The organism is Rugamonas violacea (genome assembly GCF_016461825.1).
Taxonomy (GTDB): Bacteria; Pseudomonadota; Gammaproteobacteria; order Burkholderiales; family Burkholderiaceae_D; genus Rugamonas.
The window spans coordinates 292,757-308,918 of the sequence record NZ_JAEMNU010000123.1; the positions used below are offsets into that span (position 1 = coordinate 292,757).

Genomic DNA, 16,162 nt, shown 5'->3' on the forward strand with positions numbered 1-16,162 from the left:
CCCCGCCAAGGCCGGGCTCAGACGGCTGCCGTCGCTGCGGCAGATTTCCCAGCTCGACGGTTGGCCGCTGACAAAGGCGATGGCGTGCGACACCGACGGTGCGAGCGCGTTGAGCAGGATCGCACAACATGCGAGCCAGATCTGCCATCGTCGAATTGTCGGTTTCCTTGCCATGGGAGAATTATAACGGAAAGCCCGTGCGCCGCAGCGGGCCGGCGAGTCGCCGCTCCGCCAATTACCTAACCCAAGTCAAGAATTCACCAGACCCGGGGCGGCGGCCCATGCTCAGCGCACGTCCTTGATGATTTCGCGCGCCACTTCGACGGTCTCGCTGCCGTCGGTCAGCCAGATCTGGCCGTCCTGGATCGTGCATTGCAGTTGCATGCTGCGCTGGGCCATCTTGGCCAACTGCTCGCTGGCGTCCGACGGCAGGTTGATCACCGTCAGGTTCTTGCAGCGCTCGACCTTGTTGGCCAGCGCCTTCCACCAAATGTGGCTGGTGGCGCTGTAGCTGTAGACGATGACGTGCTCGGAGCGGCCGCAGGCCTTCAGGATCACCTTCTCGTCCGGCTGGCCCACTTCGATCCACAACTGGATGGCGCCGGTCAGGTCCTTCTGCCAGATGTCCGGCTCTTCGACGTCGAACAGGCCCTTGGTGAAGGTCAGCGCCTCGTTGGCGTGGATGGCGAAGGCCAGCAGGCGCACCATCATCCTTTCGTCGGTCTCGGACGGGTGGCGTGCCAGCGTCAGCGACTGCGTCTCGTAGAAGTTGCGGTCCATGTCCGCGATCTGTAAATCGGCTTTGTAAATCGTTGCTTTGAGGGCCATCTGTGAATCTGCCTGACGAATGAGTGTAAATGAAATAAATTATTTGAAGACGACGGTCTTGTGGCCGTTCTGCAAAATACGGTGTTCGACGAACCACTTGACGGCGCGCGCCAGCACCACGCACTCGACGTCGCGGCCGATCGCCGACAAGGTGTCGGCGTCCATCGAATGGTCGACCCGCTCGACGTCCTGCTCGATGATCGGACCTTCGTCCAGGTCGCCGGTGACGAAGTGGGCGGTGGCGCCGATCAGCTTGACGCCGCGGTGGTGCGCCTGGGCATACGGCTTGGCGCCCTTGAAGCTGGGCAGGAAGGAATGGTGGATGTTGATCGCCTTGCCCTTGAGCGCCGTGCACAGCCCGGGCGAGAGGATCTGCATGTAACGCGCCAGCACCACCAGGTCGATCTGGTGGGTGCTCATCAGCTCGACCACCTTGGCCTCTTGCGCCGCCTTCGCCTCGGCCGGCGCGCCGGCCGCCAGCGGCAGGTGGTGGAAGGGGATGTTGTAGCTGGCCGCCAGCTGGTAGAAGTCCATGTGGTTCGACACGATGGCCGGGATCTCCACCGGCAGCAGGCCGCTCTTGTAGCGGAACAGCAGGTCGTTCAGGCAGTGGCCGATCTTCGACACCATCAGCATCACGCGCGGCTTGTAGCGGGCGTCGCGCAGCTCCCAGTCGAGCTGCATGGAGGCGGCCAGCTCGGCGAAGTCGGCGCGCAGCAGCAGGTCGGAAATGCCGCCGTCGTCCAGCGAGAAATGGACGCGCATGAAGAACAGGCGCGACTCGGCGTCGCCGAACTGGGCCGAGTCGATGATGTTGCAGCCGTGCTCGGCGAGGAAGCCCGATACGCGATGAACGATTCCGCGCTGGTCAAGGCATGAGAGGGTCAAAATGTATTCGGGATGGGTCATGGCTGGGCTTGGCGATCGATATGTGAACATTGGCAAGGGCGGTATTGTCGCACGGCGCGGCGCTGTGGTCGTAAAACCACCACAAAACCCTGACGAAATGACCACAATATAGGGTGGCCACACGAAATAGCACAGTCGTGCGATTATCCGGGGTATAGTAGGCCCCACACCCACCTAGAGGAAGAAAAAATGACAACGCAAGTCTTGGAGAACCTGCAGTTCCGCCTCGCCGCCCGTCCCGTGGGCATGGTCAAGGACAGCGACTGGCAGCAAGTAGTGGAGCCGGTGCGCGCCCTGGCCGATGGCGAAATCCTGGTCAAAGTGCTCTACCTGTCGCTCGACCCGGCCATGCGCGGCTGGATGAACGACGCCAAATCCTACATCCGCCCGGTGGCCATCGGCGAGGTGATGCGGGCCGGCGGCATCGGCGTGGTGGTGGAATCGCGCAGCGCCAGGTTCGCCGTCGGCGAGCACGTCTCCGGCGGCACCGGCGTGCAGCAGTACTGGAGCGGCGCGGCCGACGACAAGAGCGCCGCCTTCATCAAGGTCGACCCGGCGCTGGCGCCGCTGACCACCTATATGAACACCCTCGGCATGCCGGGCATGACGGCCTACTTCGGCCTGCTCGAATCGGGCCAGCCCAAGGCCGGCGAGACGGTGGTGGTGTCGGGCGCGGCCGGCGCGGTCGGCCAGACCGTCGGCCAGGTCGCCAAGCAGCTCGGCTGCCGCGTCGTCGGCATCGCCGGCGGCAAGGAAAAATGCGACTTCGTCGTCAAGGAGCTGGGCTTCGACGCCTGCATCGACTACAAGCAGGGCTCGGTGCGCGACGGCCTCAAGGAACATTGCCCGCAAGGCGTCGACGTGTACTTCGACAACGTCGGCGGCGAGATCCTCGACACCGTGCTCACCCGCATCAACCTGCGCGCGCGCATCGTCATCTGCGGCGCCATCTCGCAGTACAACAACACCACGCCGGTCAAGGGGCCGGCCAACTACCTGTCGCTGCTGGTCAACCGCGCGCGCATGGAGGGCATCGTGGTGTTCGACTACGCCGACCGCTACCACCTCGGCGTGGCCGCGCTGGGCCAGTGGCTGCAATCGGGCGCGATCAAGAGCAAGGAAGACATCGTGCAGGGCATCGAAAACTTCCCGGCGGCGCTCAACATGCTGTTCGAAGGCAAGAACTTCGGCAAGCTGGTGCTGCAGGTGGCGCGCGCCTGATCGCCGGCCGCCGCGCCGGCCGCCGCACCAACCGTCGTGATACCTGTCGGGTATCACGACTCCCTCCCCGCCCTCCTCCCCGCCATCCCCCACACAGCACAATTACGCGCCGCGCGGAACTTGCTGGCGCCATCAACGTCTACCTTTTGCTGCCACCGCAGCCCGATGCCCGGGCCGGTCCCGGGGTTTTTCATCCAGGAACACAACAGCGAGGTAAACCATGTTTTCGGAAGCACTCTCACCGGCCGTCAGGGCCCATTGCGACGTCTTATTCAACTTCCACACCGATCTGGCGCGCCGCACGCTGGAATCGCTGCAGGCCATCAGCGAAGTGAACATGCGGCTGCTCAAGGAGGCCATGAGCGAGCTGGGCGAGGCCAGCCAGCGCGTCCTGTCCGCCGGCAACCCGGCCGGGCAAACGGCCAGCGCGCGCGGCAATCTCGGCAGCACGGCGCTGCGCAACTACCAGCAAGGCCTGGCCGATGCGCTGGCGCGCGCCAACCACAGCCTGGCCCAGTCGGCCGAAGCCCACCTGCCCCACGTCAGCCGCAGCGCCAACGCGCTGGCCGACGAGCTCGTGCGCAAGGCCAACGACGAGGCCGCCAAGGCCGGCGAACGGCAGCGCCAGGCGCTCGAACGCATGGGACTGCACGCCGCCAACGGTCTCGGCCGTCCCTCCTTGACCCACTAAGCAAAACTAAGCAAAGGAGCGCCACCATGAACCAGCAACGCCCCCCCACCCCGTATTCCGCCACCGACGCCATCGCCATGCTGCTGGCCGACCACCAGAAGGTCAGGCAGTTGTTCCGCGAATTTGACCAAATCCGCACGCAACGCGACGAGGCCGACCTGAAGGCCGAGCTGGTCGAGCAGCTGTGCGGGCAAATCACCGTCCACAGCAAGCTGGAGGAGGAGATCTTCTACCCGGCCGTGCGCGCCGCCATCGACGACGACGAGCTGATGGACGAGGCCGAGGCGGCCCACGCCGGCGTCAGCGACCTGATCCGCCAGATCGAAACGCTGGAGCCGGACGACGAGCAGATCGACGCCACCGTCAGCGTGCTGCGCGAGCAGATCGAGCAGCACATCAGCGACGAGGAGAACAATCTGTTTCCCAAGGCGCGGCAGGCCGGCCTCGACCTGGACACGCTGCGCGGCGAGATGGACGAGCTCAGGCAGGAGCTGGAGGGTGAAGGCGGCAGCCAGCCCGCGCCCCGCGCCGCGCCCGGCGAGCAGGGCGGCAGCGAAAAACCGTCAGGTTCCTGAGCGCGCGCCGGAACTTAGCCCAGGCACAGCCCTCTAACCATGCAGAGCAGCGGGAAGGCTGCGCTGCTCTGCTCCAGGCATTTTCCCCATCGACATCAGGAGACCGACATGGCTAGTAATCAAGGCAGTGACCAAGGCAAGGGCAGCACCCAAAAGTCGGACAATCAAAGTAGCCAGAAAGCCCCGGCCAAGCGCGGCTTCGCCGCCATGGATGAAGAAACCCAGCGCGAAATCGCCAGCAAGGGCGGCCAGGCGGCGCACCAAAAAGGCACGGCGCACGAGTTCGATTCCGAGGAAGCGCGCCGCGCCGGACAAAAAGGCGGCGAGGCCGTCAGCCGCGACCGCGAACACATGGCCGAGATCGGTCGCAAGGGCGGCGAGAGCCGGCAGTCGGCGGCGCGCGGCGAGCAAAGCAAGGCGGCCCGCACCGCCGGCACCTCGGAGCAGCAAACCAAAGGCAGCACGCGGCAAGGAGGCAAGAGCGACGAGTAAGGCCGATGGCGCCAGCCGGGGTCGTTCCAGCGCAGGCGGGAATCCATGCCACGCCAGACAACATGGCGCGTATGGATTCCCGCCTGCGCAGCGATCCGCCGCTGCGCAATGACGAATTCGGCATTGTTCGAAGTGCCCCGCCGTGTTCACGCCGCCAGCGCGTGGTGCGCCGCAGCGCGGTGGTTCGGACAGCCCGCTGAATGGATCGCCGTCGCCGCCGGCATGCTTTCGCGCAGGCGCACCAGCATCGACGCGTGCACCGCCGGCGGCGCGGCGGCGATGCTGCCGGCCGCGCCCAAGCCGTAAGGCCTGCCGTTGACCTGCGTCACCAAACCGCCCGCCTCGCGCACCAGCAGCGCCGCGCCCAGGCAATTGAAACCGTCCTCGCCGAACTCCCAAAAAGCGTCGAGGCGGCCGCACGCCACATAGGCCAGCTGCAGCGAGGTCGGCCCCAGGTTGCGCACCGCGACCACGTCGCGCAACATGCCGCTGAGCGACTGCCCGGCGCGCGCCATCGCCTGCTGGTCCTTGCCCACATACGGCGGCTGGCTGCTGGCGACGATGCCGTGGTAGTGGTCGCTCTTGCCGTTGACGCGCATCGGCTTGCCGTTGCGGAAGGCGCCGCCGCCGGCCAAGGCGTGGAAGGTTTCGTCGTGCAGCGGATCGTAGACGGCGGCGAAAACCGCCTCGCCGTCGCGGATCAGCGTTAGCGACATCGACCAATTGGGAATCGCCCGAAGGAACTGCACGGCGCCATCGATGGCGTCGCAGATCCAATATTCGCCGCGCAACCGCCGGCGCGCCGCCGCGCCGCCGCTACTGCCGCTGCCGCTGCCGCTGCCGCTGCCGCTGCCGCTGCCGCTGCCGCCGCCGTCGTCGCCGCCGCTGTCGCCGCCATTGCCGCCATTGCCACTAGCGCCGCCCGCGTCGTCATCCACCTTCTCGCCCAGCTCACTCACGGCCTCGTCCATGGCCCCGTCCAGCTCGCCGTCCAGCTCGCCATCCAGCCAGCCGATCTGCGGATACGCCTCGGCCAGGCTGGCACGCAGCGCGTCGGCGGCGCCGCCGTCGATGCGCTGGAAGGCGGCGAACATCTCGTCGAGCTCAATCACCGGCTCCTGCTGCCAGAAGACCTCGCACAGGTCGGCGGCGACATCGCGCATGCGTTCGAGCACGTCATTGCAGTCTATGGTGGTCATGCCTACTCCTCTTGCTGTGATCGAAAAGCACAGCTTGACAGCATCCCGCTTGTCCGGCTAACTGCTGGCAGACAAGAAATAACGCAATCGGGCCACCATATGCAAACTTTTGACATCTTCGAATACCGCCTGAACGACCAGACGCCCATGCTGCTGACGCCGCAATACGACAAGCTCAGCAACACCAAGCAGGCCCACAGCCACCCCGAGGGCCAGCTGTACATCGCCTTCCACGGCTTGATCGTCATCGAGGCGGGCGGCGACCGCGCCGTGCTGGCGCCGGGCCGGCTCGGCTGGGTGCCGCCGAACATGCCGCACGGCGCCAGCGTGCACGGCCACCAGCTCAAGCACGGCCTGGCCGGCTACACCATCCATCTGGCGCCGTCGCTGTGCGCGACGCTGCCGACGCAGGCCAAGGTGCTGCGCATCTCCCCGCTGGCGCGCGCCCTGCTCGAACGCATGAGCGAATGGCCGCAAGGCGTGCCGACCGACGCCGCCGCGCTGCGCCTGATGACGGTGTTCCTCGACGAGGTCGGCAAGGCCGAGCCGGACCCGCTGCACCTGACCATGCCGCGCCAGCCGCGCCTGCTGACGATGGCGGCGACCATCGCCGAGAATCCGGCCGACGACACCGATCTCGACAGCTGGGCGCTGCAACTGGGCCTGTCGCGGCGCAGCATCTCGCGCCACTTCCGCGCCGAGACCGGCATGTCGCTGGTCGAGTGGCGCCAAATCGCGCGCCTGCAAAAAGGCGTGGAATGGTTGAGCGCGGGGCAGTCGGTGACGACGGTGGCGATGGAATTGGGCTATGACAGCGTGAGCAGCTTCATCGCCCTGTTCCGCCGCACGCTGGGCACCACACCGGCGCAGTTCGCCAACGCAAAACTCAGCGAACGGCAGCGGCAATACGCCCGGGTCGGCCCCTGAGCGACGGTGCAAAAAACGCCGTTCAAGCGGCGCGGCCGATGATGACGCTGGAGGCCTTGAAGATGGCGCCGACGGCGCCGCCGACCGCCAGGCCCAGCGTGTCGCCGCTGTCGCGCGTGACGATGGCGGCGATGGTGCCGCCGCCCGGCAGCTCGATGCTGACCTCCGAATTGACGGCGCCCACCTGCAAGCGGGTGATGCTGCCGGCCAACTGGTTGCGCGCCGAAAAGCGCGCCGCGCCGGCGTCGCTGACGACAATGATCGCCGAGGCCTTGACCAGCGCGAAGGCCGCCACCCCCACCGCCAGCCCCAGGCTGTCGGTGCTGTCGCAGGTGATGGTGGCGACGATCCGCTGGCCGCCCATGATCTCCAGCGTGACCTCGTCGTTGACCGCGCCCCGCTTCAGGCTGGTGACGGTGCCGCTGAACTGGTTGCGTGCGCTGGTTTTCATTTTCATCTTCTGGATCAGCAAAAAATCATCGGCCAGCGCGTGCGACTGCTGGCTCAGGTGGGCGACGAACTGGCGGTGTTCCTGTTCGATCAGACGGAAGTTCTCCACCAGCTGGACGCCGCGCCTGGTCAGCCGCGTGCCGCCGCCGCCCTTGCCGCCGGCCAGCCGTTCGACCAAGGTCTCGCCGGCCAGGTTGTTCATCGCCTCGATGGCGTCCCAGGCCGCCTTGTAGCTCATCTTGATGGCCTTGGCCGCCGCCGTGATCGAGCCATGCTCGGCGATGGCGGCCAACAGCGCGACGCGGTCCTGGCCGCCGAATTTCTCGCCGCCGATGGTCATCCACACATTGCCTTGCAGCGCCAGCTGGGCTTCCGGCTTGGGTTCTTGCAGCGCGTCCTGCTGCGCGTCGGTATCAGGCTTCATATTGGGCAATTCTCTCCACGTCATCCACATCCTCGATCCTACCATCGTCCATCCGCAACACGTGTTCGCCGAAGGCCAGCGCGTCGTCCGGATCGTGGGTAATCATGATCATCGGAATCGCCAGGCGGCGCTGCAGCGCGTCCAGCTCGCCGCGCATGCGCGCCCGCAAGGCCGGGTCGAGCGCGGCGAAGGGTTCGTCCAGCAACAACGCGCGCGGATGGGCGATCAGCGCGCGCGCCAGCGCCACCCGCTGCCGCTGGCCGCCGGACAATTGGTCCGGCAGTTGCTGCGCCACCGTGTCCAGCTCGAAGGCCGCCAGCCAGTAACGCAGCGCCTCGTTGTCGACCCGGCTGAGCGGATTGAACCAGCCGCGCTGCAAGCCGAAGGCGATGTTCTGCCGCACGTTCAAATGGGGAAACAGCGCGTAGTCCTGGAACAGATAGCCGACCTGGCGCCGCTGCGGCGCCAGGTCCAGCCCGGCGGAACTGTCGAACAAGGGCATGCCGGCCAGCTCGATGCGGCCGGCATCGGGCGTCACCAGCCCGGCCACCGCCTTCAACAACTGGCTCTTGCCGGCGCCCGAGGCGCCGTAGATGACGATGCGCTGGCTGGTCGAGGCGAAGCTGGCCTGCAGGTGAAACTCGCGCTGGCCGGAGCGCAAGGTCTTGCGGATGCCCAGCTTGATTTGCAGTGCAGGCTCAGCCATGGCTGCCTCCCTTGTTGCGGTTCGGCGTGAGTTGGTTGGCCAGGATCAGCACCACGATGCAGGTCAGCGAGGTGATGATGACCAACAGGTTGGCGCTGTCGTCCTGCCCCGCCTGCACCGCCTCGTAGACGGCGATCGACAGGGTCTGCGTCTTGCCCGGAATGCTGCCGGCCACCATCAAGGTGGCGCCGAACTCGCCCATCGAGCGGGCGAAGGCCAGCAGGGTGCCGGCCAACACGCCGCGCCAGGCCAGCGGCAGGGTCACGCGCAGGAACACCGCCGCCGCCGGCAAGCCCAGCACGCGGGCGGCCTGCTCCAGCTGCGGGTCGACCGTCTCGAAGGCCGAGCGGGCCGACTTGAGCACCAGCGGAAACGCCACCACGGCGGCGGCGATCACCGCCGCCTGCCAGGTGAAAATCAGGTTGATGCCGAAGCTTTTTTGCAGCCAGGCGCCGAGCCAGCCCTCGCGGCCGATCAGCACCAGCAGATAGTAGCCCAGCACGGTCGGCGGCATCACCATCGGCAGGGTCAGCATGGCGTCGAGCAGTTCTCGGCCGGCGAAGCGGCAGCGCGCCAGCAGATAGCCGAAGCCGATGCCCAACAGCAGGTCGAGCGCCGTCGCCCAGCACGCCACCTTCAGCGACAGGCCCAGCGCGGTCCACGCCGGTCCGTTCAGCAACACCTCGCGCCAGGTGGCTAGCATCTCGACCATTGCGGCTTACGGCCGGCCGAAGCCGTACTTGCCGAGGATCGCCTGGCCGGCCGGCGCCAGCACGAAGGCGATGAACTGGCGGCCGCCGGCCTGCTGCGGACCGCTGGCGATGGCGGCGATCGGATAGGTGACCGGGGTCTCGGTCGGCACCGTCACCACCACCTTGACCTTGTCCTTCTGCACCGCCACGTCGGTGGCGTAGACGAAGCCGGCGTCGACCTCGCCGCGCGCCACGTAGTCCAAGCTCTGCCGCACCGACGTGCCGTAGATCGCCTTCGGCTCGACCGCCGCCCACAGCTTGGCCTGCTCCAGCGCATGCTTGGCGTAGCGGCCGATCGGCACGCTGGCCGGGTTGCCCAGGGTGACGCGGCTGACGCTGGCCAGTTGCAGATCGGCCAGGCTCTTCAGCCCCAAGGTGCTCGACAGCGGCGCGATCAGCACCACGCTGTTGCTGACGAAATTCTTGCGCGTGCCCGCTTGCAGCAGCTTCATGCCGTCGGCCTTGTCCATCGCCTCCTGGTCGGCCGAGGCGAACACGTCGACCGGGGCGCCCTTGCCGATCTGCTGCACCAGCGCGTCCGAGGCGGCGAAGTTGAGCAACACCTTGTCGCCGGCGTGCTCCTTCTCGTAGGCCTGGGCGATCTCCTTGAAGGCGTTGGTCAGGCTGGCGGCGGCCGAAACGGTGATGTCGGCGGCCTGGGCCGAGACGGCACCGGCCGACAGCAGCAGCGCCAGCATCAGGCGGCGGCGCAATGGGGTGGCGGACGGCGGGGTGAACGGTTGCGAAAGAGACATCGTGAACATCCTTTATCGGAGAGTGGGTAGCGCGATATAAGTGATTATATAGCGCATGGACTCTTTCCGTCATACACCGAAATGCATAGCTGTCATACGCCGGATTCCCAAATATCCTATAATTTCAGGAATTACTGAAAATTCAAAAAGAAGGAATCATATGCAGAACCTCAGCCCGCTGGCGACCAAATTCATCCTTCACTTCGGCGAGATGGGCAGCCGCTGGGGCATCAACCGCACCGTCGGCCAGATGTACGCCCTGCTCTACGTGCTGGGCCGGCCGCTCAACGCCGACGAGATCGCCGAATTCCTCGGCTTCTCCCGCTCCAACGTGTCGATGGGCCTGAAGGAACTGCAATCGTGGCGCCTGGTCAAACTGTTGCACCAGCCGGGCGACCGCCGCGAGTACTTCGAACCGCCCAAGGACATTTGGGAAATTTTCAAGGCCCTGCTGGAGGAACGCCGCCGCCGCGAAGTCGAGCCGACCCTGTCGATGCTGCGCGACGCCCTGCTGGACACGCCCGCCACCGAGGCCGACCGCATCGCCCAACAGCGCATGCGCGAGATGTACGACCTGATCGAGCTGTCCAGCTCCTGGTTCGACGACGTCCAGCGCCTGTCGCCGGAAACCCTGGCCGGCCTGATGAAGATGGGTTCCACCGTGAAAAAACTGCTCGACGTCGGCGACAGCGTGCGCGGCAAGCTCGGCTTCGGCCGCGGCAATGCCGACGCCGGCATCGACGCGCCGGTCGAAGCGGGCGCCGGCCGCGACGGCGGCCGGGACAACTAGGATGCCGCGCCGCCTGCATGGTCCCTCGCTGGCGTTGGCCATCACGCTGGCGCTGTTGCTCAAGGCCCTGATCCTGTTCGGGCTGTGGAAGGCTTTCTTTTCCACGCCACAAGCCAAACACATGCGGGTGCCGGCCGCCCAGGTGGAGCGACACTTCCTCGCCGCGCCGCCGCCCGCCGCCCCCACCGCCCCGACAACCTCGACAACCCCGACAACCAAATAAATCCACCCTAGCAAAGGTAAAAAGATGAGTCCTCTCGACGACATCGTCAGTTTGTCACGCCTACAATTTGCCGCGACCGCGATGTATCACTTCCTGTTTGTGCCCCTCACCTTGGGCCTGTCCTGGATTCTGGTCATCATGGAGTCGGTCTATGTGATGACCGGCAAAGAGATCTACCGCGACATGACCAAGTTCTGGGGCAAGCTGTTCGGCATCAACTTCGCCATGGGCGTGACCACCGGCATCACGCTGGAATTCCAGTTCGGCACCAACTGGGCTTATTACTCGCACTACGTCGGCGACATCTTCGGCACCCCGCTGGCGATCGAGGGCATGATGGCCTTCTTCCTCGAATCGACCTTCGTCGGCCTGTTCTTCTTCGGCTGGAGCAAGCTGTCCAAGGTGCAGCATTTGGGCGTGACCTTCCTGGTCGCCCTCGGCTCCAGCCTGTCGGCGCTGTGGATACTGATCGCCAACGGCTGGATGAACCACCCGGTCGGCGCCGAGTTCAACTTCGAGACCATGCGCATGGAGCTGGTCAGCTTGGCCGAGGTCTTCCTCAATCCGGTGGCCCAGGTCAAGTTCGTCCACACCGTCGCGGCCGGCTATGTGACGGCGTCGATGTTCGTGCTCGGCATCTCCGCCTTCTACCTGCTGAAGGCGCGCGACATCCCCTTCGCCCTGCGTTCCTTCGCCATCGCCGCCGGCTTCGGCCTGGCCTCGACCCTGTCGGTGATCGTGCTGGGCGACGAGTCCGGCTACACCGCCGGCGAAGTCAACAAGGTCAAACTGGCCGCCATCGAGGCCGAATGGGAAACCGAGCCGGCGCCGGCCGGCATCACCCTGATCGGCCTGCCCAACGACGCCGCCGAGCGCACCGATTACGCCGTCAAGATCCCCTACGTGCTGGGCCTGATCGCCACCCGCTCGACCGACCAGCGGGTGACCGGCATCAAGGAGCTCAAGCGCAACCACGAGGTGCGCATCCGCAACGGCATGAAGGCCTACGCCGCGCTGAGCCGCCTGAAGTCGGGCGACAAGTCGGCCGAGGCGCGCGCCGCCTTCAGCGCGCTCAAGGACGACCTCGGCTATGGCCTGCTGCTGAAGAAGTACACGCCCAACGTGATCGACGCCAGCGAAGCGCAGATCAAGCTGGCCGTCCACGACACCATTCCCAAGGTGGCGCCGCTGTTCTGGTCCTTCCGCGTCATGGTCGGCCTGGGCATGTTGTTCCTGTTCATCTTCAGCGCCGCCTTCTACTTCCTGGTGCGCAAGCGCCTGGCCTCGCAGCGCTGGCTGCTGCGCCTGGCCGTCTGCGCGATTCCCCTGCCCTGGGTCGCCGCCGAGCTGGGCTGGGTGGTGGCCGAGTACGGCCGCCAGCCCTGGACCATCGCCGGCATCCTGCCGACCCATCTGTCGGCCTCGACGCAGACGGCGGGCAACCTCTACTTCAGCCTGGCCGGCTTCATCGGCTTCTACACCCTGCTGCTGGTGATAGAGATGACGCTGATGCTCAAGTTCGTCCGCCTGGGGCCGAGCAGCCTGCATACCGGCAGATACCACTGGGAACAAGCGGCGACGGCACAGTCCGCCGCGCATTGAGGAGAGAACATGTTATTCGACTACGCAACCTATAAAGTAATCTGGTGGTGCTTCGTCGGCGTGCTGCTGATCGGCTTCGCGCTGACCGACGGCTTCGACTTCGGCGTCGGCATGTCGCTGCCCTTCCTCGGCAAGAACGACACCGAGCGGAGAGTCATCATCAACACCATCGGCCCCACCTGGGAGGGCAACCAGACTTGGTTCATCGCCGCCGGCGGCTGCCTGTTCGCCGCCTGGCCGCTGGTCTACGCGGCGGCCTTTTCCGGCTTCTACATCGCGCTGATGCTGTGTCTGTTCGCGCTGTTCTTCCGCCCGGTCGGCTTCGACTACCGCAGCAAGATCGCCGACCCGCGCTGGCGCAGCGCCTGGGATTGGGGCCTGTTCACCGGCGGTTTCGTGCCGCCGCTGATCTTCGGCGTGGCCTTCGGCAACCTGCTGCAGGGCGTGCCCTTCGCCTACGACGACACCATGCGCATGAGCTACAGCGGCGACTTCTTCGGCCTGCTCAACCCCTTCGGCCTGCTGGCCGGCGTGCTCAGCGTGGCCATGTTGGCGATGCACGGCGCCACTTTCCTGCAGCAAAAAACCGAAGGCGACATCGCCCGCCGCGCCCGCAGCCTGGCGATCTGGGCGGCGGCGTTGACGATGCTGCTGTTCTCCGCCGCCGGCGTGTGGATCGCCGCCGGCATCGACGGCTACCGCATCGGCACCATGCCCGACATCAACAGCGCCTTCATGCCGGTCGCCAAGACGGTGACGCGGGCGCGCGGCGCCTGGCTGGACAACTACGCGCGCTATCCGCTGACGCAGGTCTTCCCCGTCGCCGCCATCCTCGGCGCCGCGCTGGTGATGCTGCTGAGCGCGCGCCGCCACACCGTCGGCGCCTTTTTGGCCAGCGGCCTGAGCGTGGCATCCATCATCCTGACGGCGGGCGCGGCGATGTTCCCCTTCATCATGCCGTCGTCGTTGGCGCCGGGCAGCAGCCTGACCGCCTGGGATGCCGTGGCCAGCCACAAGAGCCTGGGCGTGATGTTCTGGGTGGTGGTCATCATGCTGCCGATCATCGTCATGTACACCAGCTGGGTCTACCGCGTGGTGCGCGGCAAGGTCACGCTGGAGCACATCCGCGACAACGAACACAGCGCCTACTGAACGACTAAACCTACGCATCAAGGAGCACACCATGTGGTATTTCGCCTGGATTTTGGGGATAGGCCTGGCGCTGTCCCTGGCCATCATCAACGTGATGTGGTTGGAGGCCAACTACGCCTTCGGCCAACGCAACGAGGAACAAACCCGCGCCGCCTTCGAGAACGCCCGCCGGCCGCGCGGCAAGCGCTGAGCGGCAACGGCCGACGGCCAGGCGCCAGCCGCTGTGGCCAGCTGCTGCGGTTTGCTGCTGTGGTTGACTGCTGTGGTTGACTGCTGTGGTTGACTGCTGTGGTTGGCTGCTGCGGCCAGCCGGTGCAGTGGGTCGTCGCAGCGGGCCGAGTCAGCAAAGCGAGTCAGCGAAACGAGCGTGCGCGCCGTGACGGTGCGAACGCGGTCGCCGGCGCCGAGCCAAGCGCCGCCGCGCCGGCTGGCCCGCTCGACGTGTTGCCGAGCGGCTCGCTGAGCAACTCCAGCGTCAAATCGCCCTGCAACAGCGGCTTGGCAAGAATTTGATACACGTCGATATCGAACTGCGCGGCAACGCGCTGCGCTGCGGCACGCGCCGGCGCAGGTTTGCGGCCCGCCGCGCGCGGGCCGAGATAGCACCAGCGGTCCACCAGCTGCACCTGGCGCAGCCCATCGGACTCCTCGACGATGCCGACCGGCCCCGCATACGGCCACGGCGCCACGCGCCACGGCTGCAAGGCGGCGCTGACCCGCGCCGCGTGTTCCGCCACCGCCACGCCGACACAGGCGCCGCCGCAGCGCCCCAACTGGCGGGCGAAGCAAGGCCGGCCGCGCGCCAGCGGTTCCAGACCCAGCACGCCGGCGCACAGGCCGTGGGCGTCGGCCAGCTCGCGCAGCGCCTGCTGCGCGCTGGCCCGGCTGCCGTACAAGCCATGCAGGCCCTCGGTGGCGGCGAAGTCGCAGTCGCGCGCGAACACCAGTTGCGGCGTGGCGCCGTCCAGCCGCCACGAGCACATCTCGCGCAGGCGGCGCAGCTTCTGGTTGAACACCGGCTGCAACTGCTTGATCAGCTGCGACTCGCGCAGCAAGGCGCCCAGCTCGCCGCCGCAACGCTCGAAGTCGACCCGGCGCGTGCGTTGCAGCATCTGGCTCTCGTCCGGCGTGCGCAAATGGCTGAGCACGCGGTTGCGCAGGTTGACGCTCTTGCCGACGTAGATGGCGACGCCGGCCGCGTCGCGGAACAGGTAGACGCCGGGCTGGCTGGGCAAGGCGTCCAGGCTGGCGCGCGCGATATGCTCGGGATAATTGAAGGAAAGGGCCGGATCGCCATGGATCAACAGGCCGACCGAACTGACATGGGTGCGCATATGGGGCTGAGGCTGAGGCCGAAAACGGCTGGTGGCAAGAAGCGGCGGATCAGGCCGATCATACGGTGTTTCCGCCAAGTATGGTACATTCTCGCCTCGATTCGCTCCGCCCCACCCCGCCATGTCCGCCCTGAAGTACCTGAGTGCCTACTCCGAACAAACCCAGCAACAAGTCGCGCAACTGCTCGCACAGAACAAACTGGGCGAAGTGCTGCTCAAGCGTTACCCCAAGGCGCACGACATCCGCACCGACAAGGCGCTGTACCAGTACGTGCAGGATTTGAAAACCGAATATCTGCGCAACGCCGAGCCGATCAACAAGGTCGAGTACGACAGCAAGATCCACGTGATCAACCACGCGCTGGGCCTGCACACCTCGATCTCGCGGGTGCAGGGCGGCAAGCTGAAGGCCAAGCACGAGATCCGCGTCGCCAGCATGTTCAAGGAAGTGCCGCTGGAGTTCCTGCGCATGATCACCGTGCACGAGCTGGCGCACGTGAAGGAAAAGCAGCACGACAAGCCGTTTTATAAGCTTTGCCAATATATGGAGCCGAATTATCACCAATACGAATTCGACCTGCGGCTCTACCTGACCCAGCTCGACCACGCCGGTCAACGCCTGTGGCTGCCGGGATGATCCGCCCGCCGCGCCGGCCGCCGCAATAAAAAAAACCGCTCGGAGTGAGCGGTTTTTTCAATTGCGCACCGGGAGTGCGCAGGGCCGCAGCTCTTTGGCTGCTTTGTTGCGCCGGCGGATGAAGACCGGCGCCCGTCATGGCTCGCTGCCCGGTCCGGGAGCTGCATGCATCGGTTAATGCTATTTGAACACAAGACGTGCAACTTCGGCATAGCCAGTTGCAAAACAATATGGGCGCGCAGTCATACACTTTCAGTTGCGAAACACTCCCCGGGCTAAGCGTCGAAAAATCAAAAAGATGATTTTCGGCAGCGTTGTATTGCCGCGACGCGCGGCGCGGCGCGCCGAACGTGATACCGCTCCCATTGCGCCCCGACGCAGGCAAGCCGCCGGACCTGGACCGGGCGGCGGCTTGGTGTGACCGAGCGTGGTTGGGCCGCGATGGCCGCGCCGCGTTCAGGGCTGCTGAATGACCTCCCCTGTCGTGGGGGGGGG

20 protein-coding genes are annotated in these 16,162 nt (G+C 66.0%); 12 read left to right on the forward strand and 8 right to left on the reverse strand.

The window, feature by feature from the left end; all coding sequences use genetic code 11:
• On the forward strand, window positions 1-187 hold a 187-nt coding region (locus tag H7U20_RS30470; RefSeq protein ID WP_233411012.1), incomplete at its 5' end, for a hypothetical protein.
• Between the two features lie 98 nt (window positions 188-285).
• On the opposite strand, the gene H7U20_RS23555 is transcribed toward H7U20_RS30470, so the two are convergent.
• Both H7U20_RS23555 and purU read right to left on the reverse strand, forming a co-directional pair.
• Window positions 286-828: a YaeQ family protein gene (locus H7U20_RS23555; protein WP_199761548.1), complete on the reverse strand. Its 543-nt coding sequence runs from the start codon at window positions 826-828 to the stop codon at window positions 286-288.
• Between the two features lie 39 nt (window positions 829-867).
• The gene (gene purU / locus H7U20_RS23560; RefSeq protein WP_199761549.1) at window positions 868-1,737 is read right to left on the reverse strand and encodes a formyltetrahydrofolate deformylase; all 870 of its coding nucleotides are present in this window, start codon (window positions 1,735-1,737) and stop codon (window positions 868-870) included.
• A 189-nt stretch (window positions 1,738-1,926) separates the two neighbouring features.
• Between purU and H7U20_RS23565 the strand changes: the two genes are divergently transcribed.
• The 4 genes from H7U20_RS23565 to H7U20_RS23580 all read left to right on the forward strand — a co-directional run bounded on the left by H7U20_RS23565 (window position 1,927) and on the right by H7U20_RS23580 (window position 4,716).
• Window positions 1,927-2,958, forward strand: a complete 1,032-nt coding sequence (locus H7U20_RS23565) for an NADP-dependent oxidoreductase (RefSeq protein ID WP_199761550.1) — start codon at window positions 1,927-1,929, stop codon at window positions 2,956-2,958.
• Window positions 2,959-3,178: 220 nt separating this feature from the next.
• Window positions 3,179-3,649, forward strand: a complete 471-nt coding sequence (locus H7U20_RS23570; RefSeq protein WP_199761551.1) for a hypothetical protein — start codon at window positions 3,179-3,181, stop codon at window positions 3,647-3,649.
• A 26-nt stretch (window positions 3,650-3,675) separates the two neighbouring features.
• Window positions 3,676-4,224 (forward strand): hemerythrin domain-containing protein, encoded by a 549-nt coding sequence (locus tag H7U20_RS23575; protein ID WP_199761552.1) that lies wholly within the window; start codon window positions 3,676-3,678, stop codon window positions 4,222-4,224.
• 108 nt (window positions 4,225-4,332) lie between these two features.
• Window positions 4,333-4,716 (forward strand): KGG domain-containing protein, encoded by a 384-nt coding sequence (locus tag H7U20_RS23580; protein WP_199761553.1) that lies wholly within the window; start codon window positions 4,333-4,335, stop codon window positions 4,714-4,716.
• A gap of 146 nt (window positions 4,717-4,862) precedes the next feature.
• Here H7U20_RS23580 and H7U20_RS23585 read toward each other — a convergent pair whose 3' ends face one another.
• The gene (locus H7U20_RS23585; protein WP_233411013.1) at window positions 4,863-5,915 is read right to left on the reverse strand and encodes an inositol monophosphatase family protein; all 1,053 of its coding nucleotides are present in this window, start codon (window positions 5,913-5,915) and stop codon (window positions 4,863-4,865) included.
• A 99-nt stretch (window positions 5,916-6,014) separates the two neighbouring features.
• Here H7U20_RS23585 and H7U20_RS23590 point away from each other — a divergent pair, with 99 nt between their 5' ends.
• The gene (locus H7U20_RS23590; RefSeq protein ID WP_199761554.1) at window positions 6,015-6,842 is read left to right on the forward strand and encodes a helix-turn-helix transcriptional regulator; all 828 of its coding nucleotides are present in this window, start codon (window positions 6,015-6,017) and stop codon (window positions 6,840-6,842) included.
• A gap of 22 nt (window positions 6,843-6,864) precedes the next feature.
• On the opposite strand, the gene H7U20_RS23595 is transcribed toward H7U20_RS23590, so the two are convergent.
• From H7U20_RS23595 to modA, 4 genes are read right to left on the reverse strand one after another with little or no spacing between them, the layout of a single operon-like run.
• Window positions 6,865-7,716, reverse strand: a complete 852-nt coding sequence (locus H7U20_RS23595) for a TOBE domain-containing protein (protein ID WP_199761555.1) — start codon at window positions 7,714-7,716, stop codon at window positions 6,865-6,867.
• Window positions 7,706-8,407: an ABC transporter ATP-binding protein gene (locus H7U20_RS23600; RefSeq protein WP_199761604.1), complete on the reverse strand. Its 702-nt coding sequence runs from the start codon at window positions 8,405-8,407 to the stop codon at window positions 7,706-7,708. Before H7U20_RS23600 ends, H7U20_RS23595 begins: the two co-directional genes overlap by 11 nt.
• Before the next feature lie 7 nt (window positions 8,408-8,414).
• Window positions 8,415-9,134 (reverse strand): molybdate ABC transporter permease subunit, encoded by a 720-nt coding sequence (gene modB / locus H7U20_RS23605; RefSeq protein ID WP_233411014.1) that lies wholly within the window; start codon window positions 9,132-9,134, stop codon window positions 8,415-8,417.
• 6 nt (window positions 9,135-9,140) lie between these two features.
• Window positions 9,141-9,929, reverse strand: coding sequence for a molybdate ABC transporter substrate-binding protein (modA, locus tag H7U20_RS23610; protein WP_199761556.1), 789 nt, complete (start codon window positions 9,927-9,929; stop codon window positions 9,141-9,143).
• 160 nt (window positions 9,930-10,089) lie between these two features.
• Between modA and H7U20_RS23615 the strand changes: the two genes are divergently transcribed.
• Genes H7U20_RS23615 through cydX form a run of 5 tightly spaced genes read left to right on the forward strand, consistent with a single transcriptional unit; the run spans window position 10,090 to window position 13,886 of the window.
• Window positions 10,090-10,719 (forward strand): GbsR/MarR family transcriptional regulator, encoded by a 630-nt coding sequence (locus H7U20_RS23615; protein ID WP_199761557.1) that lies wholly within the window; start codon window positions 10,090-10,092, stop codon window positions 10,717-10,719.
• A gap of 1 nt (window position 10,720) precedes the next feature.
• Entirely contained in the window at window positions 10,721-10,942 is a 222-nt protein-coding gene (gene cydP, locus H7U20_RS23620) for a cytochrome oxidase putative small subunit CydP (protein ID WP_199761558.1), read from the forward strand.
• Window positions 10,943-10,966: 24 nt separating this feature from the next.
• Entirely contained in the window at window positions 10,967-12,544 is a 1,578-nt protein-coding gene (locus tag H7U20_RS23625; RefSeq protein ID WP_199761559.1) for a cytochrome ubiquinol oxidase subunit I, read from the forward strand.
• A 9-nt stretch (window positions 12,545-12,553) separates the two neighbouring features.
• Window positions 12,554-13,696, forward strand: a complete 1,143-nt coding sequence (gene cydB / locus H7U20_RS23630) for a cytochrome d ubiquinol oxidase subunit II (RefSeq protein WP_199761560.1) — start codon at window positions 12,554-12,556, stop codon at window positions 13,694-13,696.
• Window positions 13,697-13,727: 31 nt separating this feature from the next.
• Complete coding sequence (gene cydX, locus H7U20_RS23635) at window positions 13,728-13,886, forward strand: cytochrome bd-I oxidase subunit CydX (RefSeq protein WP_199761561.1); 159 nt, start codon at window positions 13,728-13,730, stop codon at window positions 13,884-13,886.
• A 163-nt stretch (window positions 13,887-14,049) separates the two neighbouring features.
• Here the strand turns inward: cydX and H7U20_RS23640 are convergent, their stop codons facing one another.
• Window positions 14,050-15,030 (reverse strand): endonuclease, encoded by a 981-nt coding sequence (locus H7U20_RS23640; protein ID WP_199761562.1) that lies wholly within the window; start codon window positions 15,028-15,030, stop codon window positions 14,050-14,052.
• Window positions 15,031-15,151: 121 nt separating this feature from the next.
• On the opposite strand from H7U20_RS23640, the gene H7U20_RS23645 reads away from it, so the two are divergent.
• On the forward strand, window positions 15,152-15,667 hold the full coding sequence (locus tag H7U20_RS23645; protein WP_199761563.1) for a YgjP-like metallopeptidase domain-containing protein: 516 nt from the start codon (window positions 15,152-15,154) through the stop codon (window positions 15,665-15,667).
• The last annotated feature ends 495 nt before the right edge of the window (window positions 15,668-16,162 follow it).

Excerpts from the sequence above, each read along its gene's own strand:
- H7U20_RS23555 (WP_199761548.1), bottom strand. The coding sequence starts at position 828 with ATGGCCCTCAAAGCAACGATTTACAAAGCCGATTTACAGATCGCGGAC.
- purU (WP_199761549.1), bottom strand. The coding sequence starts at position 1,737 with ATGACCCATCCCGAATACATTTTGACCCTCTCATGCCTTGACCAGCGC.
- H7U20_RS23565 (WP_199761550.1), top strand. The coding sequence starts at position 1,927 with ATGACAACGCAAGTCTTGGAGAACCTGCAGTTCCGCCTCGCCGCCCGT.
- H7U20_RS23570 (WP_199761551.1), top strand. The coding sequence starts at position 3,179 with ATGTTTTCGGAAGCACTCTCACCGGCCGTCAGGGCCCATTGCGACGTC.
- H7U20_RS23575 (WP_199761552.1), top strand. The coding sequence starts at position 3,676 with ATGAACCAGCAACGCCCCCCCACCCCGTATTCCGCCACCGACGCCATC.
- H7U20_RS23580 (WP_199761553.1), top strand. The coding sequence starts at position 4,333 with ATGGCTAGTAATCAAGGCAGTGACCAAGGCAAGGGCAGCACCCAAAAG.
- H7U20_RS23585 (WP_233411013.1), bottom strand. The coding sequence starts at position 5,915 with ATGACCACCATAGACTGCAATGACGTGCTCGAACGCATGCGCGATGTC.
- H7U20_RS23590 (WP_199761554.1), top strand. The coding sequence starts at position 6,015 with ATGCAAACTTTTGACATCTTCGAATACCGCCTGAACGACCAGACGCCC.
- H7U20_RS23595 (WP_199761555.1), bottom strand. The coding sequence starts at position 7,716 with ATGAAGCCTGATACCGACGCGCAGCAGGACGCGCTGCAAGAACCCAAG.
- modB (WP_233411014.1), bottom strand. The coding sequence starts at position 9,134 with ATGGTCGAGATGCTAGCCACCTGGCGCGAGGTGTTGCTGAACGGACCG.
- modA (WP_199761556.1), bottom strand. The coding sequence starts at position 9,929 with ATGTCTCTTTCGCAACCGTTCACCCCGCCGTCCGCCACCCCATTGCGC.
- H7U20_RS23615 (WP_199761557.1), top strand. The coding sequence starts at position 10,090 with ATGCAGAACCTCAGCCCGCTGGCGACCAAATTCATCCTTCACTTCGGC.
- cydP (WP_199761558.1), top strand. The coding sequence starts at position 10,721 with ATGCCGCGCCGCCTGCATGGTCCCTCGCTGGCGTTGGCCATCACGCTG.
- H7U20_RS23625 (WP_199761559.1), top strand. The coding sequence starts at position 10,967 with ATGAGTCCTCTCGACGACATCGTCAGTTTGTCACGCCTACAATTTGCC.
- cydB (WP_199761560.1), top strand. The coding sequence starts at position 12,554 with ATGTTATTCGACTACGCAACCTATAAAGTAATCTGGTGGTGCTTCGTC.
- cydX (WP_199761561.1), top strand. The coding sequence starts at position 13,728 with ATGTGGTATTTCGCCTGGATTTTGGGGATAGGCCTGGCGCTGTCCCTG.
- H7U20_RS23640 (WP_199761562.1), bottom strand. The coding sequence starts at position 15,030 with ATGCGCACCCATGTCAGTTCGGTCGGCCTGTTGATCCATGGCGATCCG.
- H7U20_RS23645 (WP_199761563.1), top strand. The coding sequence starts at position 15,152 with ATGTCCGCCCTGAAGTACCTGAGTGCCTACTCCGAACAAACCCAGCAA.